Annotated in this window: 16 protein-coding genes; 10 read left to right on the plus strand and 6 right to left on the minus strand. The window is 48.0% G+C overall.

Going from position 1 to position 17,558, the window contains the following annotated elements; translation table 11 throughout:
- Nucleotides 1-9: 9 nt before the first annotated feature.
- A complete protein-coding gene (locus NYE28_RS08950; RefSeq protein ID WP_337681083.1) occupies nucleotides 10-7,467 on the plus strand; it encodes a beta-ketoacyl synthase N-terminal-like domain-containing protein in 7,458 nt (2,485 codons plus the stop codon).
- 134 nt (nucleotides 7,468-7,601) lie between these two features.
- Here NYE28_RS08950 and NYE28_RS08955 read toward each other — a convergent pair whose 3' ends face one another.
- Nucleotides 7,602-8,813: a cytochrome P450 gene (locus NYE28_RS08955; protein ID WP_052827455.1), complete on the minus strand. Its 1,212-nt coding sequence runs from the start codon at nucleotides 8,811-8,813 to the stop codon at nucleotides 7,602-7,604.
- Between the two features lie 288 nt (nucleotides 8,814-9,101).
- Here NYE28_RS08955 and NYE28_RS08960 point away from each other — a divergent pair, with 288 nt between their 5' ends.
- Together NYE28_RS08960 and NYE28_RS08965 are read left to right on the plus strand one after the other, a co-directional pair.
- Nucleotides 9,102-9,536 carry a NucA/NucB deoxyribonuclease domain-containing protein gene (locus NYE28_RS08960; protein WP_160223458.1) on the plus strand — a complete coding sequence of 145 codons (435 nt, stop codon included), beginning with the start codon at nucleotides 9,102-9,104 and terminating at the stop codon, nucleotides 9,534-9,536.
- Between the two features lie 59 nt (nucleotides 9,537-9,595).
- Complete coding sequence (locus NYE28_RS08965; RefSeq protein WP_003154084.1) at nucleotides 9,596-10,351, plus strand: YoaK family protein; 756 nt, start codon at nucleotides 9,596-9,598, stop codon at nucleotides 10,349-10,351.
- 33 nt (nucleotides 10,352-10,384) lie between these two features.
- Here NYE28_RS08965 and NYE28_RS08970 read toward each other — a convergent pair whose 3' ends face one another.
- Together NYE28_RS08970 and NYE28_RS08975 are read right to left on the minus strand one after the other, a co-directional pair.
- Nucleotides 10,385-10,747, minus strand: a complete 363-nt coding sequence (locus tag NYE28_RS08970) for a hypothetical protein (RefSeq protein ID WP_007410383.1) — start codon at nucleotides 10,745-10,747, stop codon at nucleotides 10,385-10,387.
- Nucleotides 10,748-10,939: 192 nt separating this feature from the next.
- Entirely contained in the window at nucleotides 10,940-12,268 is a 1,329-nt protein-coding gene (locus NYE28_RS08975) for a S8 family peptidase (RefSeq protein WP_012117603.1), read from the minus strand.
- A gap of 178 nt (nucleotides 12,269-12,446) precedes the next feature.
- On the opposite strand from NYE28_RS08975, the gene NYE28_RS08980 reads away from it, so the two are divergent.
- The 3 genes from NYE28_RS08980 to NYE28_RS08990 all read left to right on the plus strand — a co-directional run bounded on the left by NYE28_RS08980 (nucleotide 12,447) and on the right by NYE28_RS08990 (nucleotide 14,155).
- Nucleotides 12,447-12,680: a hypothetical protein gene (locus tag NYE28_RS08980; protein ID WP_015239897.1), complete on the plus strand. Its 234-nt coding sequence runs from the start codon at nucleotides 12,447-12,449 to the stop codon at nucleotides 12,678-12,680.
- Nucleotides 12,681-12,935: 255 nt separating this feature from the next.
- Nucleotides 12,936-13,643, plus strand: coding sequence for a poly-gamma-glutamate hydrolase family protein (locus NYE28_RS08985; protein WP_007410381.1), 708 nt, complete (start codon nucleotides 12,936-12,938; stop codon nucleotides 13,641-13,643).
- A gap of 59 nt (nucleotides 13,644-13,702) precedes the next feature.
- The gene (locus NYE28_RS08990) at nucleotides 13,703-14,155 is read left to right on the plus strand and encodes an OsmC family protein (protein WP_014305039.1); all 453 of its coding nucleotides are present in this window, start codon (nucleotides 13,703-13,705) and stop codon (nucleotides 14,153-14,155) included.
- 13 nt (nucleotides 14,156-14,168) lie between these two features.
- On the opposite strand, the gene NYE28_RS08995 is transcribed toward NYE28_RS08990, so the two are convergent.
- From NYE28_RS08995 to NYE28_RS09005, 3 genes are all read right to left on the minus strand, one after another.
- Nucleotides 14,169-14,522 carry a multidrug efflux SMR transporter gene (locus tag NYE28_RS08995; RefSeq protein WP_007410379.1) on the minus strand — a complete coding sequence of 118 codons (354 nt, stop codon included), beginning with the start codon at nucleotides 14,520-14,522 and terminating at the stop codon, nucleotides 14,169-14,171.
- Between the two features lie 17 nt (nucleotides 14,523-14,539).
- Nucleotides 14,540-14,854, minus strand: coding sequence for a multidrug efflux SMR transporter (locus NYE28_RS09000; RefSeq protein WP_007410378.1), 315 nt, complete (start codon nucleotides 14,852-14,854; stop codon nucleotides 14,540-14,542).
- Nucleotides 14,855-14,991: 137 nt separating this feature from the next.
- Entirely contained in the window at nucleotides 14,992-15,309 is a 318-nt protein-coding gene (locus tag NYE28_RS09005; protein WP_032866021.1) for a hypothetical protein, read from the minus strand.
- A gap of 101 nt (nucleotides 15,310-15,410) precedes the next feature.
- On the opposite strand from NYE28_RS09005, the gene NYE28_RS09010 reads away from it, so the two are divergent.
- From NYE28_RS09010 to NYE28_RS09025, 4 genes are all read left to right on the plus strand, one after another.
- On the plus strand, nucleotides 15,411-15,815 hold the full coding sequence (locus NYE28_RS09010) for a YmaF family protein (protein ID WP_327954160.1): 405 nt from the start codon (nucleotides 15,411-15,413) through the stop codon (nucleotides 15,813-15,815).
- 98 nt (nucleotides 15,816-15,913) lie between these two features.
- Entirely contained in the window at nucleotides 15,914-16,858 is a 945-nt protein-coding gene (gene miaA / locus NYE28_RS09015; protein ID WP_327954159.1) for a tRNA (adenosine(37)-N6)-dimethylallyltransferase MiaA, read from the plus strand.
- A gap of 39 nt (nucleotides 16,859-16,897) precedes the next feature.
- Complete coding sequence (gene hfq, locus NYE28_RS09020) at nucleotides 16,898-17,119, plus strand: RNA chaperone Hfq (RefSeq protein ID WP_003154064.1); 222 nt, start codon at nucleotides 16,898-16,900, stop codon at nucleotides 17,117-17,119.
- Nucleotides 17,120-17,215: 96 nt separating this feature from the next.
- Nucleotides 17,216-17,491, plus strand: a complete 276-nt coding sequence (locus tag NYE28_RS09025) for a YmzC family protein (RefSeq protein ID WP_032871539.1) — start codon at nucleotides 17,216-17,218, stop codon at nucleotides 17,489-17,491.
- The last annotated feature ends 67 nt before the right edge of the window (nucleotides 17,492-17,558 follow it).

Below are 17,558 nucleotides of genomic sequence, written 5' to 3' on the forward strand. Positions count from 1 at the left end.
GGGACGGCTTTGCAAAACACTGAAGATCTTCTTTACAAACTATTGGCAGGCCAGCTGAAATCTGTCGGATTTTTTACGGAAAACGAAACGCAGCCTGTCATGCAGGGGTTTTACGGCAGGTGGCTGGAAGAAAGCATCTCCATCTTGGTGCAAAAAGGCTTTTTGAAACAGTCAGGCAGTACGTATGTGTTAACGGGTCCGATAGAGCGTGCGGACGTTCTGTGGCAAGAATGGGATGAAAAGAAAGCTCCTTTACTCAAGGACAGCAGCAAACAGGCGATGATCACCTTAGTGGAGACCGCTCTCAGAGCTTTGCCGGATATTTTATCCGGCAGAGTTTCTGCCACTGATATTCTGTTTCCTGATTCCTCAATGGAATTGGTGGAAGGAATCTATAAAAACAATGAAACGGCAGACTACTTTAATGAGGTGCTCGCTGACACATTGACGGCTTTCATTGAAGAACGCCTGAAAGAAGACCCGAACGCGGAAATCCGGATATTAGAGATCGGAGCGGGGACGGGCGGGACGAGCGCGGCCGTGTTCAAAAGATTAAAAGAGTACAAACATCATATGAAAGAATATTGCTACACCGATCTGTCAAAGGCCTTTTTCATGCATGCTGAAAAAAAATACGGTCCCGACAATCCGTATTTGACTTATAAGCGGTTTAATGTGGAAGAGCCCCCGGCTTTGCAGGGTATAGAGGCGGGCGCATATGACGCGGTAATTGCGGCAAATGTGCTTCACGCGACAAAAAATATTCGGCGGACACTTCGCAATGCCAAAGCGGTGCTTAAAAAGAATGGGATTTTGCTATTAAATGAGATTAGCAGCCATTCGGTTTATTCTCATCTGACATTCGGTCTTTTGGAAGGCTGGTGGCTGTATGAAGACGCCAAACTGCGCATTCCCGGATGCCCGGGGCTGTATCCTGAAGCGTGGCAGTCTGCGCTGGAAAGCGAGGGATATCGGTACGTTACATTTATGGCGGAATCGTCACATCACCTCGGCCAGCAGATCGTGGCGGCAGAAAGCGACGGCGTCATCAGGCAAAAGCAGCCGGACGCGCAGGCGGTTGAAGAAACTGCGGCTTCCAAAGAGCCGGCTGATTTCACAGAACCGTCTTTCTCAGTCACAGACCAGACTGTGCAATTCATAAAAGAAACGTTAGCCAAGTCCATAAAGCTTGCTCCCGAGCGCATTCAGCCTGAGACGAGCTTTGAAAAATACGGCATCGACTCCATTTTGCAGGTGAATTTTATCCGCGAACTGGAAACATTGACGGGCGAGCTGCCGAAAACGGTCTTATTTGAACACACGAATACGAAAGAACTTGCCGAGTATTTGCTGGAAACTTACCCGGATAAGCTGCAACAGGCATTCGGAGCCGAACAAGCGCCTCCTGAAACAAAGCATCCGGAACCTGCAATGAATGAACCGGTGCCGCTTGTCACGGAAACGCGGCGGTTTATCACTGAACAAAAAGAGCCAAAAGCGCCAAAGCCGGAAACAGAAACCGTCACCGTTAATCGTTCTGATCGTGACGACATTGCCATTATCGGCATCAGCGGCCGCTATCCCGAGTCTGAAACCCTCGATGAGCTGTGGGAGCATTTAAAAGCCGGAGACAGCTGTATCACGGAAGCTCCGGAAAACAGATGGAAATCCGGTCTTCTGAAAACAATGGCAAAAGAAACACGAAAAGAAGAACGCAAAACACGGTACGGCGGATTTCTGCAGCATATTGAAGCTTTTGACCATCACTTGTTTGACATCCGGGAAGACCATGTGATGGAGATGACGCCTGAGCTCCGTCTAAGCTTAGAAACCGTATGGGAAACATTTGAAAATGGCGGTTACTCGTTAGAAAGAGTAAACGAATGGCAGGAATCAGACAGCGGCATCGGTGTATTTATGGGCAGTATGTACAATCAATATTTCTGGAATATCCCGTCATTGGAAAAAGCTGCGCTCAGCTCTAACGGAGGGGATTGGCATATCGCCAACCGCATTTCCCACTTTTTCAATTTAACGGGCCCGAGCATGGGCGTTACGACCGCATGCTCCAGCTCACTGAGCGCCATTCATCTCGCCTGTGAAAGCCTGAAGCTTAACAGCTGTTCCATGGCGATTGCCGGAGGGGTCAATCTCACGCTTGAACCGTCTAAATATGATGCGCTCGAACGGGCGAATTTGCTTGAACAGGGAAGTGAAAGCAAAAGCTTCGGAACCGGCACGGGCCTGATGCCGGGAGAAGGAGTCGGGGCGGTGCTCTTGAAGCCGCTCTCCAAAGCGCTTGCCGACAAAGACCATATTTACGGGGTCATTAAAAGCAGCGCGTTGTGCCATAGCGGCGGAAGGCAGATGTACACGGCTCCGGATCCGAAACAGCAGGCGAAGCTCATGGCGGCTTCCATCGACAAGGCCGGAATCAATCCGGAAACAATCAGTTATGTTGAATCAGCGGCAAACGGCTCTGTATTGGGAGACCCGATTGAGGTCATTGCCCTGACAAATGCGTTCGCGCAATATACTGATAAAAAACGTTTTTGCGCGCTTGGATCCGTCAAGTCAAATCTCGGTCATTTAGAGGCGGCTTCCGGCATGTCCCAGCTCGCGAAAGTGCTGCTGCAAATGGAGCGGGAAACATTAGTCCCGACGATTAACGCAAAACCGCAAAATCCGAATATCAACCTTGAACAAACGGCTTTTCACCTGCAGGAAAAAACCGAGTATTGGGAGCGTATGAGGGATGCCGAAACGGGGGACATCATCCCGCGGAGAAGCATGATTAATTCCTTCGGGGCAGGCGGGGCATATGCAAATCTCATCGTAGAAGAATATATCAGCCCGAATTCCGATCAGGCCCGTCACGGCGATGAGGAATATATTTTCCCTGTGTCAGCGAAAACAAAATGGAGTTTTGAAGCCTATCTTGACAGACTGGCGGCCTTTTTAGAAAAGACGCCATCTCTTCATCCGGCCGCCATCGCATCCGCGCTGCAAAAAAGAACGCATCATTCGGAGTATCGGGCGGCATTTACGGCTGCTTCCGTTCAGGAACTGCTGGAAAAGCTGGCCGCTTACCGCATGGATCAGCGGAATCTCAATTTCTCTGAATCTGATATTGGCCGGCGTGCGCGGCAATGGGAAAAAGGAGAGAATATCGCGTTTGATCAGTTGCAGCAAGAGCACGCCGTTCATCTGCCGGCCTACGCTTTTGACCACGGGACTTCTTTTCAATTCGGTGAATCAGAAAACGCTGCCGGCGTTCAGGCGGTATACAGTGATGACGATCCATACGTGAAAGGGCATCAATTCAGCGGAGAACCGGTACTCGTCGGCGCTACATATAACAGTCTGGCAGTCGATCATTTTTGTGATCTTTTTCCTGAAGCGGAAGGAGGACAAATTAAAAAACTGAATTACGTCAGCCCCATTACCGTAAAAAAAGGCGATCGCATCGAGCTGAAAACAGAATCGAAACAAAACGGGGATGGATTTGAACTGAGCATAATGCACCGCAGCCGCACGTCTCCTGATTGGAGCATAGCGGCGTATGCCGAGTGCAGCCCCTATCCGTTTCAAAAGCAGCACGCGAATCTGGCGGCCATTCAGCGCTCTTACCGGGAAGTGGGCCGGATAGATGAGTTATACGGAGACGGAACGGGACCCGTCGTGTGGGGAGAAGAATTTAAAACGATCACCCGCCTGTACAAAGGCTCTGATGCCGTTTTAGCGAAAGTGAACCTGAACAATAGCGACTCACAACAAGCGCATCATTATGCCATAAATCCGTTAATCGCCAACAGTGCTTACTTGGCCTCACTTTCTTTATTGGATCAAACGGAGGCGGAAAGCTATCTGCCGTTCGGCATTAATTCCGTCACCTTCAGCAGCCCTGAAGATCTTACCGATTGCTGGCTGCACATCAAGCTGACCAAACAAACGGGGGAAATGATTCTGATTAACGCAGATGTCATCAGCAGCCGATCGGAAGTGGTGATGCGTTTTGAAGGCTATGCCCTGAAACGGTTCCGCCCGAAAACCGAACAGATGAATCAGCCGGCCCGAACGGCTGTTAAGAATGCGGGGGCACCGATTTCTGCCGGCAGTCTGACAGATGATATCCGCAGCTACGTCCTTGGCAAGCTCGCCAAGATGATGGGTGAACCCGGGCCATCTCTTCGTTCTGACGCGAATATCATGGAATTGGGACTTGATTCAGCGAGCCTGATCGGGCTGACAAAAGAGATCGGCCAAGAGGCGGACATCGATGTGAATCCAACATTGTTTTTCGAGTATCCGACCGCGGAGGAGCTGACCCGCCACTTCGCGTCAGCATATGAGAGCAAGTTTTCTCAATTTCTTGCCGATCATAAGCATTCAGAAGAGGCCAGGGTCACGGAAACAGAAGAGCGCACTTTACCGAAGAAACAGCATACGCCTTGTGATAACGCCGATATCAAGCAAGGAATCGCGATTATCGGTATGTCAGCTCAGTTTCCGCAATCCCCGGATATCCAGTCTTTTTGGGAGCACATCGTAAACGGGGATCACTGTATTACCGAAATTCCGGCGGACCGCTGGGACTGGCGCCGTTACGCCGGTGATGAGAATGACACGAGTCTCAGATGGGGCGGTTTTATTGACGGTGTCGGCGAATTTGACCCGCTCTTTTTCGGAATTTCCCCTAAAGAGGCATCACAAATGGGGCCGGAGCAATTTCTGCTTCTGATGCATACATGGAAGGCAATGGAGGATGCGGGCCTGACAAATAAGGCGTTATCAAGCAGACCGACAGGCGTTTTCGTTGCCGCGGGCAACAGCGATCCGAACAATGGAACAGCCATCCCGTCCATCATTCCGAACAGAATATCATATGCCTTGAATTTACAAGGACCGAGTGAATATTACGAGGCTGCCTGCACGTCAACCCTGGTGGCATTGCACAGGGCGGTTCAATCAATCCGTCATAAAGAATGTGAGCAGGCTGTCGTGGGTGCAGCCAATATTCTGCAGTCGCCGAAGGGCTTTATCGGTTTTGATTCAATGGGGTATTTAAGCAAAAACGGCCGGGCGAAATCGTTCCAAAAAGATGCCGATGGCTTTGTCAGAAGCGAAGGGGCGGGCGTTATCATCATCAAACCGCTTGAGGCGGCAATTGAAGACGGCGATCATATTCACATGGTCATTAAAGGAACAGGAGTGTCTCACGGCGGTAAAGGCATGTCGCTTCACGCGCCGAATCCGGCGGGAATGAAGGCCGCGATGAAAAAAGCGTACGAAGACACCGATGTTGATCCGCAAACCGTCACTTATATTGAAGCGCACGGCATTGCCTCCGAAATGGCAGATGCGCTGGAGTTTAATGCAATCAAAGCGGGTTACGGCGAGTCTGCAAATCAAGAGGAAAGCGCGCCTTGTTATATCAGCACCGTGAAACCTTGCATCGGGCACGGCGAACTCGCTTCCGGACTGGCCGCCCTTATAAAAGTGGCGATGGCCATGAAGCATCATACCATCCCGGGCATTACCGGATTTACAGCTGCAAATGAGCAAATGGCCATTCAGAAAAGCCGCTTCCGTTTCACCGAAGACAATCAGGAATGGACACAGCTCACCGACCATACGGGCAGACCGATCCCGCGCCGGGCCGCAATTAACAGCTATGGCTTCGGCGGCATGAATGCGCATGTCGTTTTGGAACAGTACAGCCCGAGCCATAAAGACAAAGAATCTGTGCATGAACCGCAGCTTATCGTGCTTTCTGCTAAGAGCGAAGGGCGTCTTAAGGCGGCCGCAGGTCAGCTGGCTGATTTTGTGCAAACTGGAGATACTCTGTCATTGCGGGATATTGCTTATACGCTTCAGACCGGCCGTGAGGCGATGAACTGCCGCCTGGCACTCGTTGCCCGCAATCAAGATGAATTGCTGGAAAAACTGAAAGAGTACAGAGCATTTTCCGAAGAAAGCAATGGAATGAAAAGCTTCATTACAGGCAGTCAGCAGACTGGATCAGGAGATATCGGCGTTTTACTGGAAGGGACTCTCGGTACAGTCGTCACGGAGACGCTGTTGGCTGAAAACAATCTCGAAAAACTTGCATTTTGCTGGGTGAAAGGTGCGGATATACCGTGGGACAGACTCCACCAAGGCAAATCTGTTCAAAGAGTGCCGCTTCCGACATATCCTTTTGAAAACCATAAGTATTGGAACGGCGGTAAGCCAGAAGACATCAGCCTTGCACCGGTTTCACAGAATCCTCAGATCCGCTGCGGGAGCGCGGCTGACATTGTGGCAGACATTTTGGGGATGAAGGCAGCGGAAATTGATCAAAATAAGCCGCTGACTGAATACGGCTTCGATTCAATCTCCTCTATTCAGCTGCTGAAAAAACTTGAGGACGGAGACAGCCGCATCAGTCTGGAGGCTCTTCAGAAATGCAGCACTCTTCAGGAGATCGGCATGCTGTTAAAAACGAACCAACCGCAGGAGACGGGCCGAAATTTTCCAGAACTCGTCAAGCTGAATGAAAGAGAAAAAGGCCGTCCTGTTTTTTGGTTTCACGGCGGAACGGGAGGCGTGGAAGCATACCAGCCATTCGCCAAAAAGAGTCAGCGACCTTTTTACGGCATCCAGGCAAGAGGTTTGACAGGGAAAGAGCCGCTGCAAGGAATCGAAGAGACGGCCGCTTCTTATAAGAGAATCATCCAAGCGGTACAGCCGAAAGGCCCTTATGATCTCGGCGGATATTCCTTGGGCGGAATGCTTGCATATGAAACCGCGCGCCTCTTGCAGGAGGAAGGTCATACGGTAAAAAGCGCCGTCATGATCGACACCCCGTACAGTGAAAAATGGAAAGAAAGAAAACCATCTGTTAAGTCAGTCATGCTGCAAACGATCAATACGATGCTTACAGCATATCTTAAGCCTGAAAACCTTGAAGAGGCATTAATCAGCAGAGAAGACATTACCGTCCAGGCTGAGGAAGAAGAAGTATTGAAAGAATTGATCGGCCTTGCCAAAAAGCGCGGTCTGCCAAAATCCGAAGAAGCGATCCGGATGCAGCTGGAGCAAATGATGAAGACGCAGCTCGCTTACGGAATGGAAGAGTATGACATGAAGCCGCTGCCTCATCCGGAAGCGCTGCAATGCTACTACTTCCGTAATAAAAGCGGTTTGTTCCTCGGAGATCTTGAACGTTATCTGACAGCAGAGGAAGAACAAATTCCGTTAGACCATGATGCGTATTGGAAAGAATGGGAACGCCAGATGAAACAGTTTCACCTGCTGGACGTTCACTCTTCCAATCATGTCACGATGCTGTCGGAACCGAAGCCGCAAAACGCCATTAAGGCATTCTGCGAAAAACTGTACGCAAACAAAGGAACGATAAGCGCAAATTTCCTTAAATCTTTCAGAAAAAAGCTGGACGAAACAAATGAGTTGGTAAAACGGTAATAGAGAACGGCCGGAGCAATCCGGCCGCTTTTTTTATCCATATAGAACTAAATTTACTATGTACTAAATTTTCATTGTTATATTGATTTCTGTTTATAAGACATTAAAAAACCCCCGATAAACCGGGGGCGCTATTAAAATCTGACAGGCAATGTTTCAAGCCCTCTCAAAAACACATTTTTTCTCCATGTTACATCCTCGGGCGCGCCTTTCAGCTCTATATTCGGAAACCGTTTTAAAAGCGCGGTAAAGGCAATGGATGCTTCCATCCGGGCGAGCGGAGCCCCGAGACAAAAATGAATGCCGAATCCAAAAGAGATATGACGGTTCGGTGTTCTCGCTATATTTAATGTATCAGGATCATCAAAATATTCCGGGTCCCGATTGGCTGAACCGATGCCGATAAATATCATATCGCCTTTTTTAATAGAAACATCTTTATAAGTGAAATCTTCAATCGCCCATCGATTCGCCATCATGATGACGGGAGAGGTATAACGCAAAAGCTCTTCGACCGCCGTCTGGATATTTTCCGGCTGCCGCTTTATCTTCTCCATCTGGTCTTTGTGCAGAAGAAGCGCCAGGGTGCCGGAGCCGAGAAGGTTAACCGTTGTTTCAAGCCCGGCAACGACTAACAAAAACAGCATGGAATACAGCTCTGATTCACTCAGCTTTTGGCCGTCCTCTTCAGCGTAAATAAGCTTGCTCGTCAAGTCTTCACCCGGATGTTTTCTTTTTCCTTCGATCAGTGTTTTCATATATTGTTTAAATTCTTTGAGAGCCTGGTTGGTCGCATCTTGTCCGCTTTCTGACGTGTCGACCATTGCGTTTGTCCACACTTGAAATTTGGCGCGGTCCTCTTTCGGAATTCCGAGCAGCTCGGAAATGACGATAAACGGAAGCGGTGCGGCGAAATCTCTCATGATATCAGGGTCTGCTTTTGTTTCCATTTCATCCAGCAGCTCTTCTGTGATCTGCTCTATCCCGGTGCGAAGCTGCTCAATCATCCGGGGAGTGAACCCCTGATGCACCAAAGATCGAAGTCGTGAATGATCAGGGGGGTCTTTTGCCAGCATATGCTCTGAGACAAAATCGATATCTTCACTGACATTCAGCTTCGCGATCAGCTCCTTCGGCATGACTCGTTTTACATCTCTCGTAATTCTGCCGTCTTTCAAAAACGCCATACAATCATCATAACGCGTGATGAGCCAAGCCGGAAAGGTGCCTCCGAAACGCTGCAGTTCGAATTTATGTATGGGGTCCTGCTCTCTGAATCTGCTTAAAACCGCAAAAGGGTTTTCGTGAAACTCGGGTGAGTGTGGGTGAAACATTGTTTTTTCCATCTGGATTTCCCCGCCTTCATGTTTTTGAAAAGACATAACAAACAGCCGGTGCCTGCCGACCGGACGGCATTCCTCCTTTTATCTGCCGAAGACACTGATCACAACGGCTCATAAGTATGTCTAAAATATATAAGGAAACAGAAGCCGGTTCAATAGACAAATCGTAAAGCCGCCATTTTCGTTGATTATCAACAAAACAGCAAACTTTTTTTTCCATTTCATCATGTGTGTTAAATCCGGCTAATATACATATTTACGCTTCATATCAACTTCTTAAGGAGGATGTGAATGAATGCGTTTATGAAATGGGCGGCAAGTCTGCTTTTGGTGATCTCTCTTCAGTTCGGCCTTACGGGCGCCGGTATCCATTCGGACAGTGCTGCTCGTGCCGCATCCCGATACGATCAGGTGCTGTATTTCCCGCTGTCAAAATATCCGGAGACGGGAAATCATATAAAAGACGCCATTTCGACAGGTCATTCTGAGATTTGTACAATTGATCGGAACGGAGCGGAGAATAGAAGGAAAGAATCATTGAAAGGAATTCCGACAAAGCCCGGGTTTGACCGTGATGAATGGCCCATGGCAGTCTGCACAGAAGGCGGGGCGGGGGCTGATGTCAGATATGTAACCCCGTCGGATAACCGCGGGGCCGGTTCATGGGTTGGAAATCAAATGAGCGGATATTCCGACGGCACGAGAGTATTATTTATCGTTCAGTAGCTTCTCCGGTTCGCCGGAGTTTTTTTATGCTCTGAAAAAGCGGCACGCCGGCTGGACATATGAAATGGCAAAGAGTAAACTTATATGTTGGAATCAGCATGAGAAAGGATTGGATCACATTGACAGTGACTACATACCGAAATATTGCACTTTTACTTCTTTGTTTAACAGCGGGAATTGTGGATGTGATCGGTTATTTAAGCCTGGGACATATCTTTACCGCCAATATGACGGGGAACATCGTTCTGTTCGGCCTGGCGATCGGCAACTCGTGGCACCTTGCCGTACTCAAATCGTTAACCTCGTTAATCGGATTTATTGCCGGCGTTATTGCCGCGGCCCTGCTTGTGGGCAATAAAAAGAAATCATTCTGGCCCCCTGCGGTAACTGCCGCTTTAGCTATTGAAGGAGCTGTTTTGCTGCTGTTTGCTTTGTTCTCCTGCTTTTTTGCAGATGCCATTTCTGTTTATGTGCTGATTATGCTGCTCAGCTTCGCAATGGGAATGCAGACGACAGCCGCGAGAAAACTTGGTGTAGCGGGGATTTCCACGACCGTATTAACGGGAACGCTCGCTAATTTTTTTGAAGATCTCACCGCAAGGTTTTACAAAGCGGACAAGCGGAAGCAGTTTACAAGAGATGCTGTATTGCGCGCGCTTGCTTTGGTGCTGTATTGCTTTGGGGCGGTCATCGGTGCATTCGCTGAACCGGATTATAAGTTTGCCGTGATCTGGCTCCCGATTATCATTATTTTAGGCATTATGCTTTGCGCATTCACGATGTTCCACGGATATTCAGAAGAAAAAAACCAATAAAAAAACGCCGCTGATTCAGGGCGTTTTTTCTTTTTATTGCTCTTTCCGGGTCCCGATTGTATAAACGGCCCGATCTGTATGTACCTTTAATCCGTCTTGCTCCTTTTGGATGGTGATGTCGCCGAGCAGAGGGATTTCATACGCATCTTGGGGAAGCGGGACATTTCCTTCCTCCGTATAGGTTGTGCCGTGCCCTTTTAAGACGAGTTCTTCGTCCGCTACATAGTCATCGGGATGGTTTGTCCGGCGGACGAGAACATCATCAAGGTGAAGCATGATCTGGTCCATATCAGAAATCTCGTTTCGGCTGTCTGTCAGCTCTCCTTTTCTGATATCAAGCGTTTGTCCGATCTGTTTTTGCAGCCATTCAGACAATTCGGTGTTTGTAAGTGCCATTGTGATTCCTCCTTTTATCTACACCATACTTATTCCCTATTTTTTTAGAAATACACTGCCTTGCATTGATCTTTTTTTCTGACAGCCGGTTCTGAAGCGTTCCGAGTTCCTTCATTATAAATGTTTCATCTGTTCACCTGAAAAACGGAGTCATCTGCCGGTGCAGACGACCCCGTTCTCATGATAAAAAGGTTACTCTTTCGGCACGGCGTTTTCAGCGTTAACTGCGCCCGCTCCGTAAATGTTCGGATCTTCATTTGTCCATTGATCCGGACTTTGTTTGATCAGTGTTTTCACTTCGTCAGGCGAAAGCTGCGGGTTCTGCTGAAGGATTAAGGCGGCAATGCCCGCACAGATCGGAGTGGCCATGGACGTGCCCGACAGACTGAAATACAAGGAGCCTACACGGTTTGATTTCTGTAATTTGTCAAGGTATGAACGCGGAGAACGGAGAGATACGATATCGACCCCGGGCGCAAGAATGTCAGGCTTCTCTTTTCCGTACACCGTCGGGCCGCGGCTTGAGAAAGAAGCGACCGTATCGTCCTCATTGCCGGCCGTATCATTGTCATCATAGGCGCCTACTGTGATGACCTTCTCGCTGACACCGGGGCTTGAAATCGTTTGAGCTTCCGGACCGGAGTTGCCCGCGGCGACGCAGACGACGATTCCTTCATTCCATGCCTTTTCAACGGCCTTGACGAGCGGGTCGTCCGTTTCTTTATCATATCTGAGCGCATCTCCGCCCAGTGACATGCTGATGATTCTGATCGGATTCTTTGTGTGTTCTTTATTATATTGTATGCACCATTCCACACCTTCAATGATATCAGCCAAGGTTCCTGATCCTGATTTGTTTAATACCTTGACTCCGATCAGATCGGCTTCCGGCGCCGGCCCCTGATATTTACCGGAAGATGAAGCGCCGCTGCTTGCGATATCACCGGCGCAATGGGTGCCGTGTCCGTTGTCATCATACGGTTCTGTCTTTTGGTTGACAAAGTCCGCAAATCCGATAACTCTGCCTTCTAAATCGGGATGCTGATAGATTCCGGTATCAATAACGGCGACGGTTACGCCTTTTCCTGTTAATACGGTGCCGTTACGGGTCACTTCTTTTGCATGAGACGATTCAGCTGCCGTATCAAGGAGCGCTTTTACTTCACGGTTTAAATAGATTTTACGGATATCCCGGCATTGCGAAAGAAGCATGTGAAGGGCGGACGGAGTGACTTCGGCGCTGCAGCAATTGATTGTTTGAAACTGCTTTTTTATGGTGCAGCGTTTTTCTTTTGATAAGACCTGTCCTGTGCTGTGAAAACCGGATTCATGGCAGCCCTCTTCAAATTCGATGATGACTGACATTTTCTTTCTGTTTTTCACCTTTTTTTCGAAAAACTTGTGCAAAAAGCAAGGTGTCCATTTGAAAGGTTTATATAACTGTAATACGTTTTCTCTGAGCGGCCAGTCCAGCTTATGAGCATTTGACCGCACCATTTGTACCATTGAGTAACCAAACATATATACTTTTCCTCCCATTCTGGCGATTCTCTCTATACCATATGAACAGGCCGTATGTTCGGTCAGTTTGTTTGTCCTTCAGGAGCGCTGGTTACTTGCGGCTTTTTCAGGAGAAGAAATCGAGTTGGAACGGAACGTTTGTTCGTTTGTAATGAAGCCGGCGGAAGGAGGTATATACATGAACATAATATTGAGACATTCCTTGGAAAAACAGCTTCCGATTGATATTATATATATGAAAAAAGACGGTTCCATTTCAAAACGGACCATTATGATAAAAAAAGGGGATGAGCGGGCTGTAACGGCATTTTGCTGTACAAAAAGGCAGATGAGAACTTTTTTGACGGGCTCCATTCTGTCCTGCGCATTTGCTTCGGGAGGCGGATATTCATTTTTAAAAGCGTATTCTTGATGCCGTCCGTTTCCGGCCGTGAATCTCCCGCCCCTGAAAATTCGGGCGTTCCTCCCTTTTTTTTTGCCCTCTCTCAACCTTTTTTCACTGATGCCCGGCATTTGAGCGCTTGAACCGTGACAATCCATTGATTTTTCGAAACCGGGAAGTTTTTCACTGATGATAATGTTAATAGAATGTTAAGATAAGACCTATTGACAAAAATCCATATAATGAACATGTCATTTTTCAGAAAGGAGCAAAGAAGGAGAGCTGATGAAAAGAATTTTACTTAATGTCATCATTATCGTAGCAATGGTCTTACTAATAAGATGTGCTCATTATGCGTCAGACCCTGATCCCTCGAATTCTTCTGATACATACACAGATTTTAAAGATTTGGCTGAACATGAAGACCCCGATGATTATCATATATCGTACAATAAGCGAAAGGGGAGCCCCGTATTGATCATGTCGCCGCACGGAGGGAGAATTGAGGGCGGGGTGAGCGAGATCGTCCGCTCTTTCAGAGATGATTATTCAACCTATCTGTTTGAGGGATTAAAGACGCATGATAACCAGACTCTTCATATTACGAGCACCAGGTTCGATGAGCCTTCAGCAGTCGAAAGCATTAAGCAGCACCATTATGTTATCGCAGTTCACGGTTATAAAGGCGACGAGAAAAATACTCTTGTCGGAGGAAGCGACCGGAAGCGGGCGAAAAAATTGGTGAGAGCTCTCGAACGAAACGGATTTTCTGCAGAATTGGCAACCTCAAAAACCGGTCTGGCCGGGGTTGACACCGAAAATATCAATAACCAGGCGCAAACCGGGCTGAGCATACAGCTTGAGATCAGCAGAGAACAGCGGGAAGCGTTTTTTGATAATTTTGATTACCGCGAAAGGGAATTCACAAAAACGGAGGAATTTTACCGGTTTGTCCGTACGATAAAAAGAGTGATCAATCAAGAGTATTCGTAAGCTTAAAAAAAGACAAACGAGTGAAAGATGAGTAAACTGAAAAAAAGGAGGTTTGTCCCTTGGCAAAACATCACTTTTATTTAAAAGCAAATTGGCCCGGAAATCGCAATGACGTCGGCGATATTAAAAGCGGCCGGCTGGAAACGGCTGTGTCCATTCCTAAGGAAATGGACGGACCCGGAGAAGGCACAAATCCTGATGAAATGCTGCTTGGAGCGGCCGCTACCTGTTATATTATAACGCTTGCGGCGATGATGGAAAGAAGCGGCCTGGATAAAGAAGATCTGCATATGGAATCTGAAGGAATTGTAGACGTCACGAACGGTGTGTTCACGTACCAGAAAATCATTCACCGTCCGTTTATATTATTAAAGCCGGATGCAGCCGAAACGGACTTTACGCTCGCCAGGAAGTTAGCGCAGAAAGCGGAGTCCTCGTGTATGATTTCACGAGCGGTCCAAGGAAACGTGGAGATGGAGCTTGAGGTTGAAGTAAAAGCTGCCCGCGCTTGACGAGTTCAAACGGTCAGCTCCGGGCCGTTTGATTTTTTTTAGCTTTTTGAGACTTGGAACGGTTCAGCAGGATGACGCCCGTGATGACCAAAACAAGCCCGATCATCATTTTGACTGTCATGGCCTCCTTAAAAACAAAAAAGCCGACAATTGCCGTTAAAGCGGTGCCGACACCTGACCATGTCGCGTATGCGGCGGATAAATCAAGGCTTTTCAATGAGAAGCTCAAAAACATAAAAGAGGCTCCGATTCCGGCAATGACGCCGAGAGCGGGCCACAGGTGCGTAAAACCGTCCGACAGCTTCAGCATCGTGCTCCCGAACACTTCTGATACAATGGCTAATGCCAAGCAAAGTAATCCTTTCATCAGCATGCCTCTCCTTTCTACCAATTCATCAAAATGACACCGGCCAATAAGAAAAAGAGTCCGATGACGGCCTGCTTGTCCAGTTTTTCATGAAACCATTTCGCTCCGATAATGGATGCGAGCACCGTTCCGGCTCCGCTCCATGTTGCATAGGATAAGCTAAGCGGAATGAGATTCAGTGTCAGTGAAAGCATATAAAAGGCCAATGAATAGCCTGCCACTACAAGCGCGCTCGGCAAAAACCGCGTAAATCCGCGGGAGACCTTCAGCATGGCCGCGCCGATTGACTCTGATAAAATAGCAATTGTGAGGAAGATATAACCCAGAATCATATCAAATCCCCCTCTCATCATAATCCTTATGCCTTTTGTTTAAGGCAGTAAAATAAAATAATATCCGAACTTTGCCCGCCAAGTCAAGACATTAGGCCTATATAAAAAGGCCCCCGGGGAGGAGCCTTTTTGATTCGTCAATAGTAATACGGATAACCTCCGTACGGATAGCCGTAGCCGTAACCTCCGTACAAATACGGATTGAACAAAGCGCTTCCGACAAGCCCCCCGACAAGCCCTCCGACAAACGGTCCGCCGTAAAAACCAAACGGCCGTCCGAACCCGCCAAACCAAGGGCGGCCAAACCAAGGCCGGCCAAAACCAAAACCCGGTCGCCCGAAGCCGAAGCCGAATCCGGGACGCCCGAACCCGAATCCCGGCCGTCCGAACCCAAATCCGGGCCGTCCAAACTGTCTCATATCACTATCTGCTTCGTATGTGTATTCTTCATTCATAATTTAGGTACCTCCAAGAATAAATTTGAGATGATAACAGAGTATTCAGCCCACCAATTTTTGATTGGGCGTTTATCAAAAAAATAAAGGAGTGAGCTTTTGTGGGCCTGTATCAGTCCGATTGGTCAAAAAAACCTCCGCACACACACGCATACCGGGCTGTTACGGATGTAGTGCAGGGACATTACCATTTGATCGAAGGCTTTTCGCAGCCGGAGAACGGCAGCAATACAGATGAGCATACACATTTCTATACGGGCATCACCTCGTTTGAAAACGGCCATTTTCATAGGTATTACGGCATTTCCGGCCCTGCCATCCCGAGGGTTGACGGAACACATTACCATGAGCTTTCAGAGACCACCTTTGCCGCCTACAATGAGCCGATTCAGATCCAGTACGGCGGCGTCGTTTACGATCCGCGGGAGGAAGGACGGAAAACGCACCGCCATACGCTCAAAGGAAAAACGAGAGAGGTTGTCGGAAACGAGCCGATCGGGTGGTAGCGGACGTTTAGCGCTCAGGAAAAAGGGCAAAATGGATAGGTGCCTGAAGAAATGAATGCTATAATTAGGGGGAGATTTATAAAAGAGAGTGATACATATTGAAAAATAAAAAACAGCCTGTCGTCATACTTGTCGGACCGACGGCAGTCGGAAAAACAAAACTAAGCATCGGACTCGCGAAAATGCTGAATGCGGAAATCATCAGCGGAGATTCCATGCAGGTATATAAAGGGATGGACATCGGAACGGCCAAAGTCACCGAAGAAGAGACAGAAGGCGTGCCGCATCACCTGATTGATATTTTGGAGCCGTCCGACACTTTTTCAACGGCGGATTATCAAAAATTGGTAAGGGGAAAAATCACCGAGATTGCCGATAGAGGAAAGCTGCCGATGATTGTCGGGGGGACGGGTCTGTACATTCAGTCCGTGCTGTATGACTATACGTTCACGGAAAACTCCGGCGACCCTGTATTCCGGGAGCGCATGGAGAAACTGGCGGCTGAAGAAGGGGCGGAAGCGCTTCATGCCAAGCTTGCGGCAGCCGACCCGGAAGCGGCGGCAGCCATTCATCAAAACAATACGCGAAGAGTCATCCGCGCGCTCGAAATCTTGCATGTATCGGGAAAAACAATGTCAGAGCATCTTAAAACCCAAAAACGGGAGCTGCTTTACAATGCGGTTCTTATCGGTCTTACAATGGACAGAGAAGTGCTGTACGGCCGGATTAACGAGCGCGTTGACCTGATGCTGGAAACCGGCCTTCTTGACGAAGTAAAGCGGCTGTATGATATGAATATACGGGACAGCCAATCGATTCAGGCGATCGGCTATAAAGAGCTGTATGAATATCTTGATGGTAAAGTCCCGCTCCCTCAGGCTGTGGAACAATTAAAACAAAATTCTAGGCGATATGCGAAACGCCAGCTGACCTGGTTTCGCAATAAAATGCCCGTTTCATGGACAGATATGACGCCGCCTGTTGATATTGAGCAGAAAAAAAAGGAAATTTTCGAGTGCATAGCAGGAAAACTGGAAATTTAATCGAAACAGTATTGTATTGAGAACCAAGGAGGACGAAACATGAAACCGATTAATATTCAAGATCAGTTTTTGAATCAAATCCGAAAAGACAATACGTTCGTCACGGTGTTTTTACTCAACGGCTTCCAGCTTCGCGGCCAGGTAAAAGGCTTTGACAACTTTACCGTTTTGCTCGAAACGGAGGGGAAGCAGCAGCTTATTTATAAACATGCCATCTCCACGTTCGCCCCGCAAAAAAACGTCCAGCTTGAGCTTGAATAGACTTTTTGAAAAAGACCATGAACAATGGTCTTTTTCTATGCGCATCTGTATATTGCAGGCTGTATATCGGAAACATAAAAGGGGGTTCGGAAAATCGTGTTCGAAAGTGAAAATGAACTGAGAAGAATCAGGATTACGCTCGTTTGGATCGCTGTTTTTTTGCTGTTTGGAGCTTGCAGCAATCATGAGACGGTGGTGACGGATGATGACGGCGGCTCATCGGATGCCGAACCGCAGACAGAAGGCATGGTGCAGCTGGAACATAATCGTTTCGGCATCGTCGAGGACGGTTACTTAAAAATATACCGCTATGATGAAAAAACGAATAAAATCGAACTGAAAAAAGAAGCGGCGCTGGATGAGCTTGAATAAATTTCACAAGCGTTCGAATTTACAAAGCGGGCCGCACAAGCTACACTAAGTACTGACATTGATCATG

Origin of the sequence: Bacillus sp. FSL R5-0443, assembly GCF_038608285.1 — a bacterium.
In the GTDB taxonomy this organism is placed as follows: domain Bacteria; phylum Bacillota; class Bacilli; order Bacillales; family Bacillaceae; genus Bacillus; species Bacillus velezensis.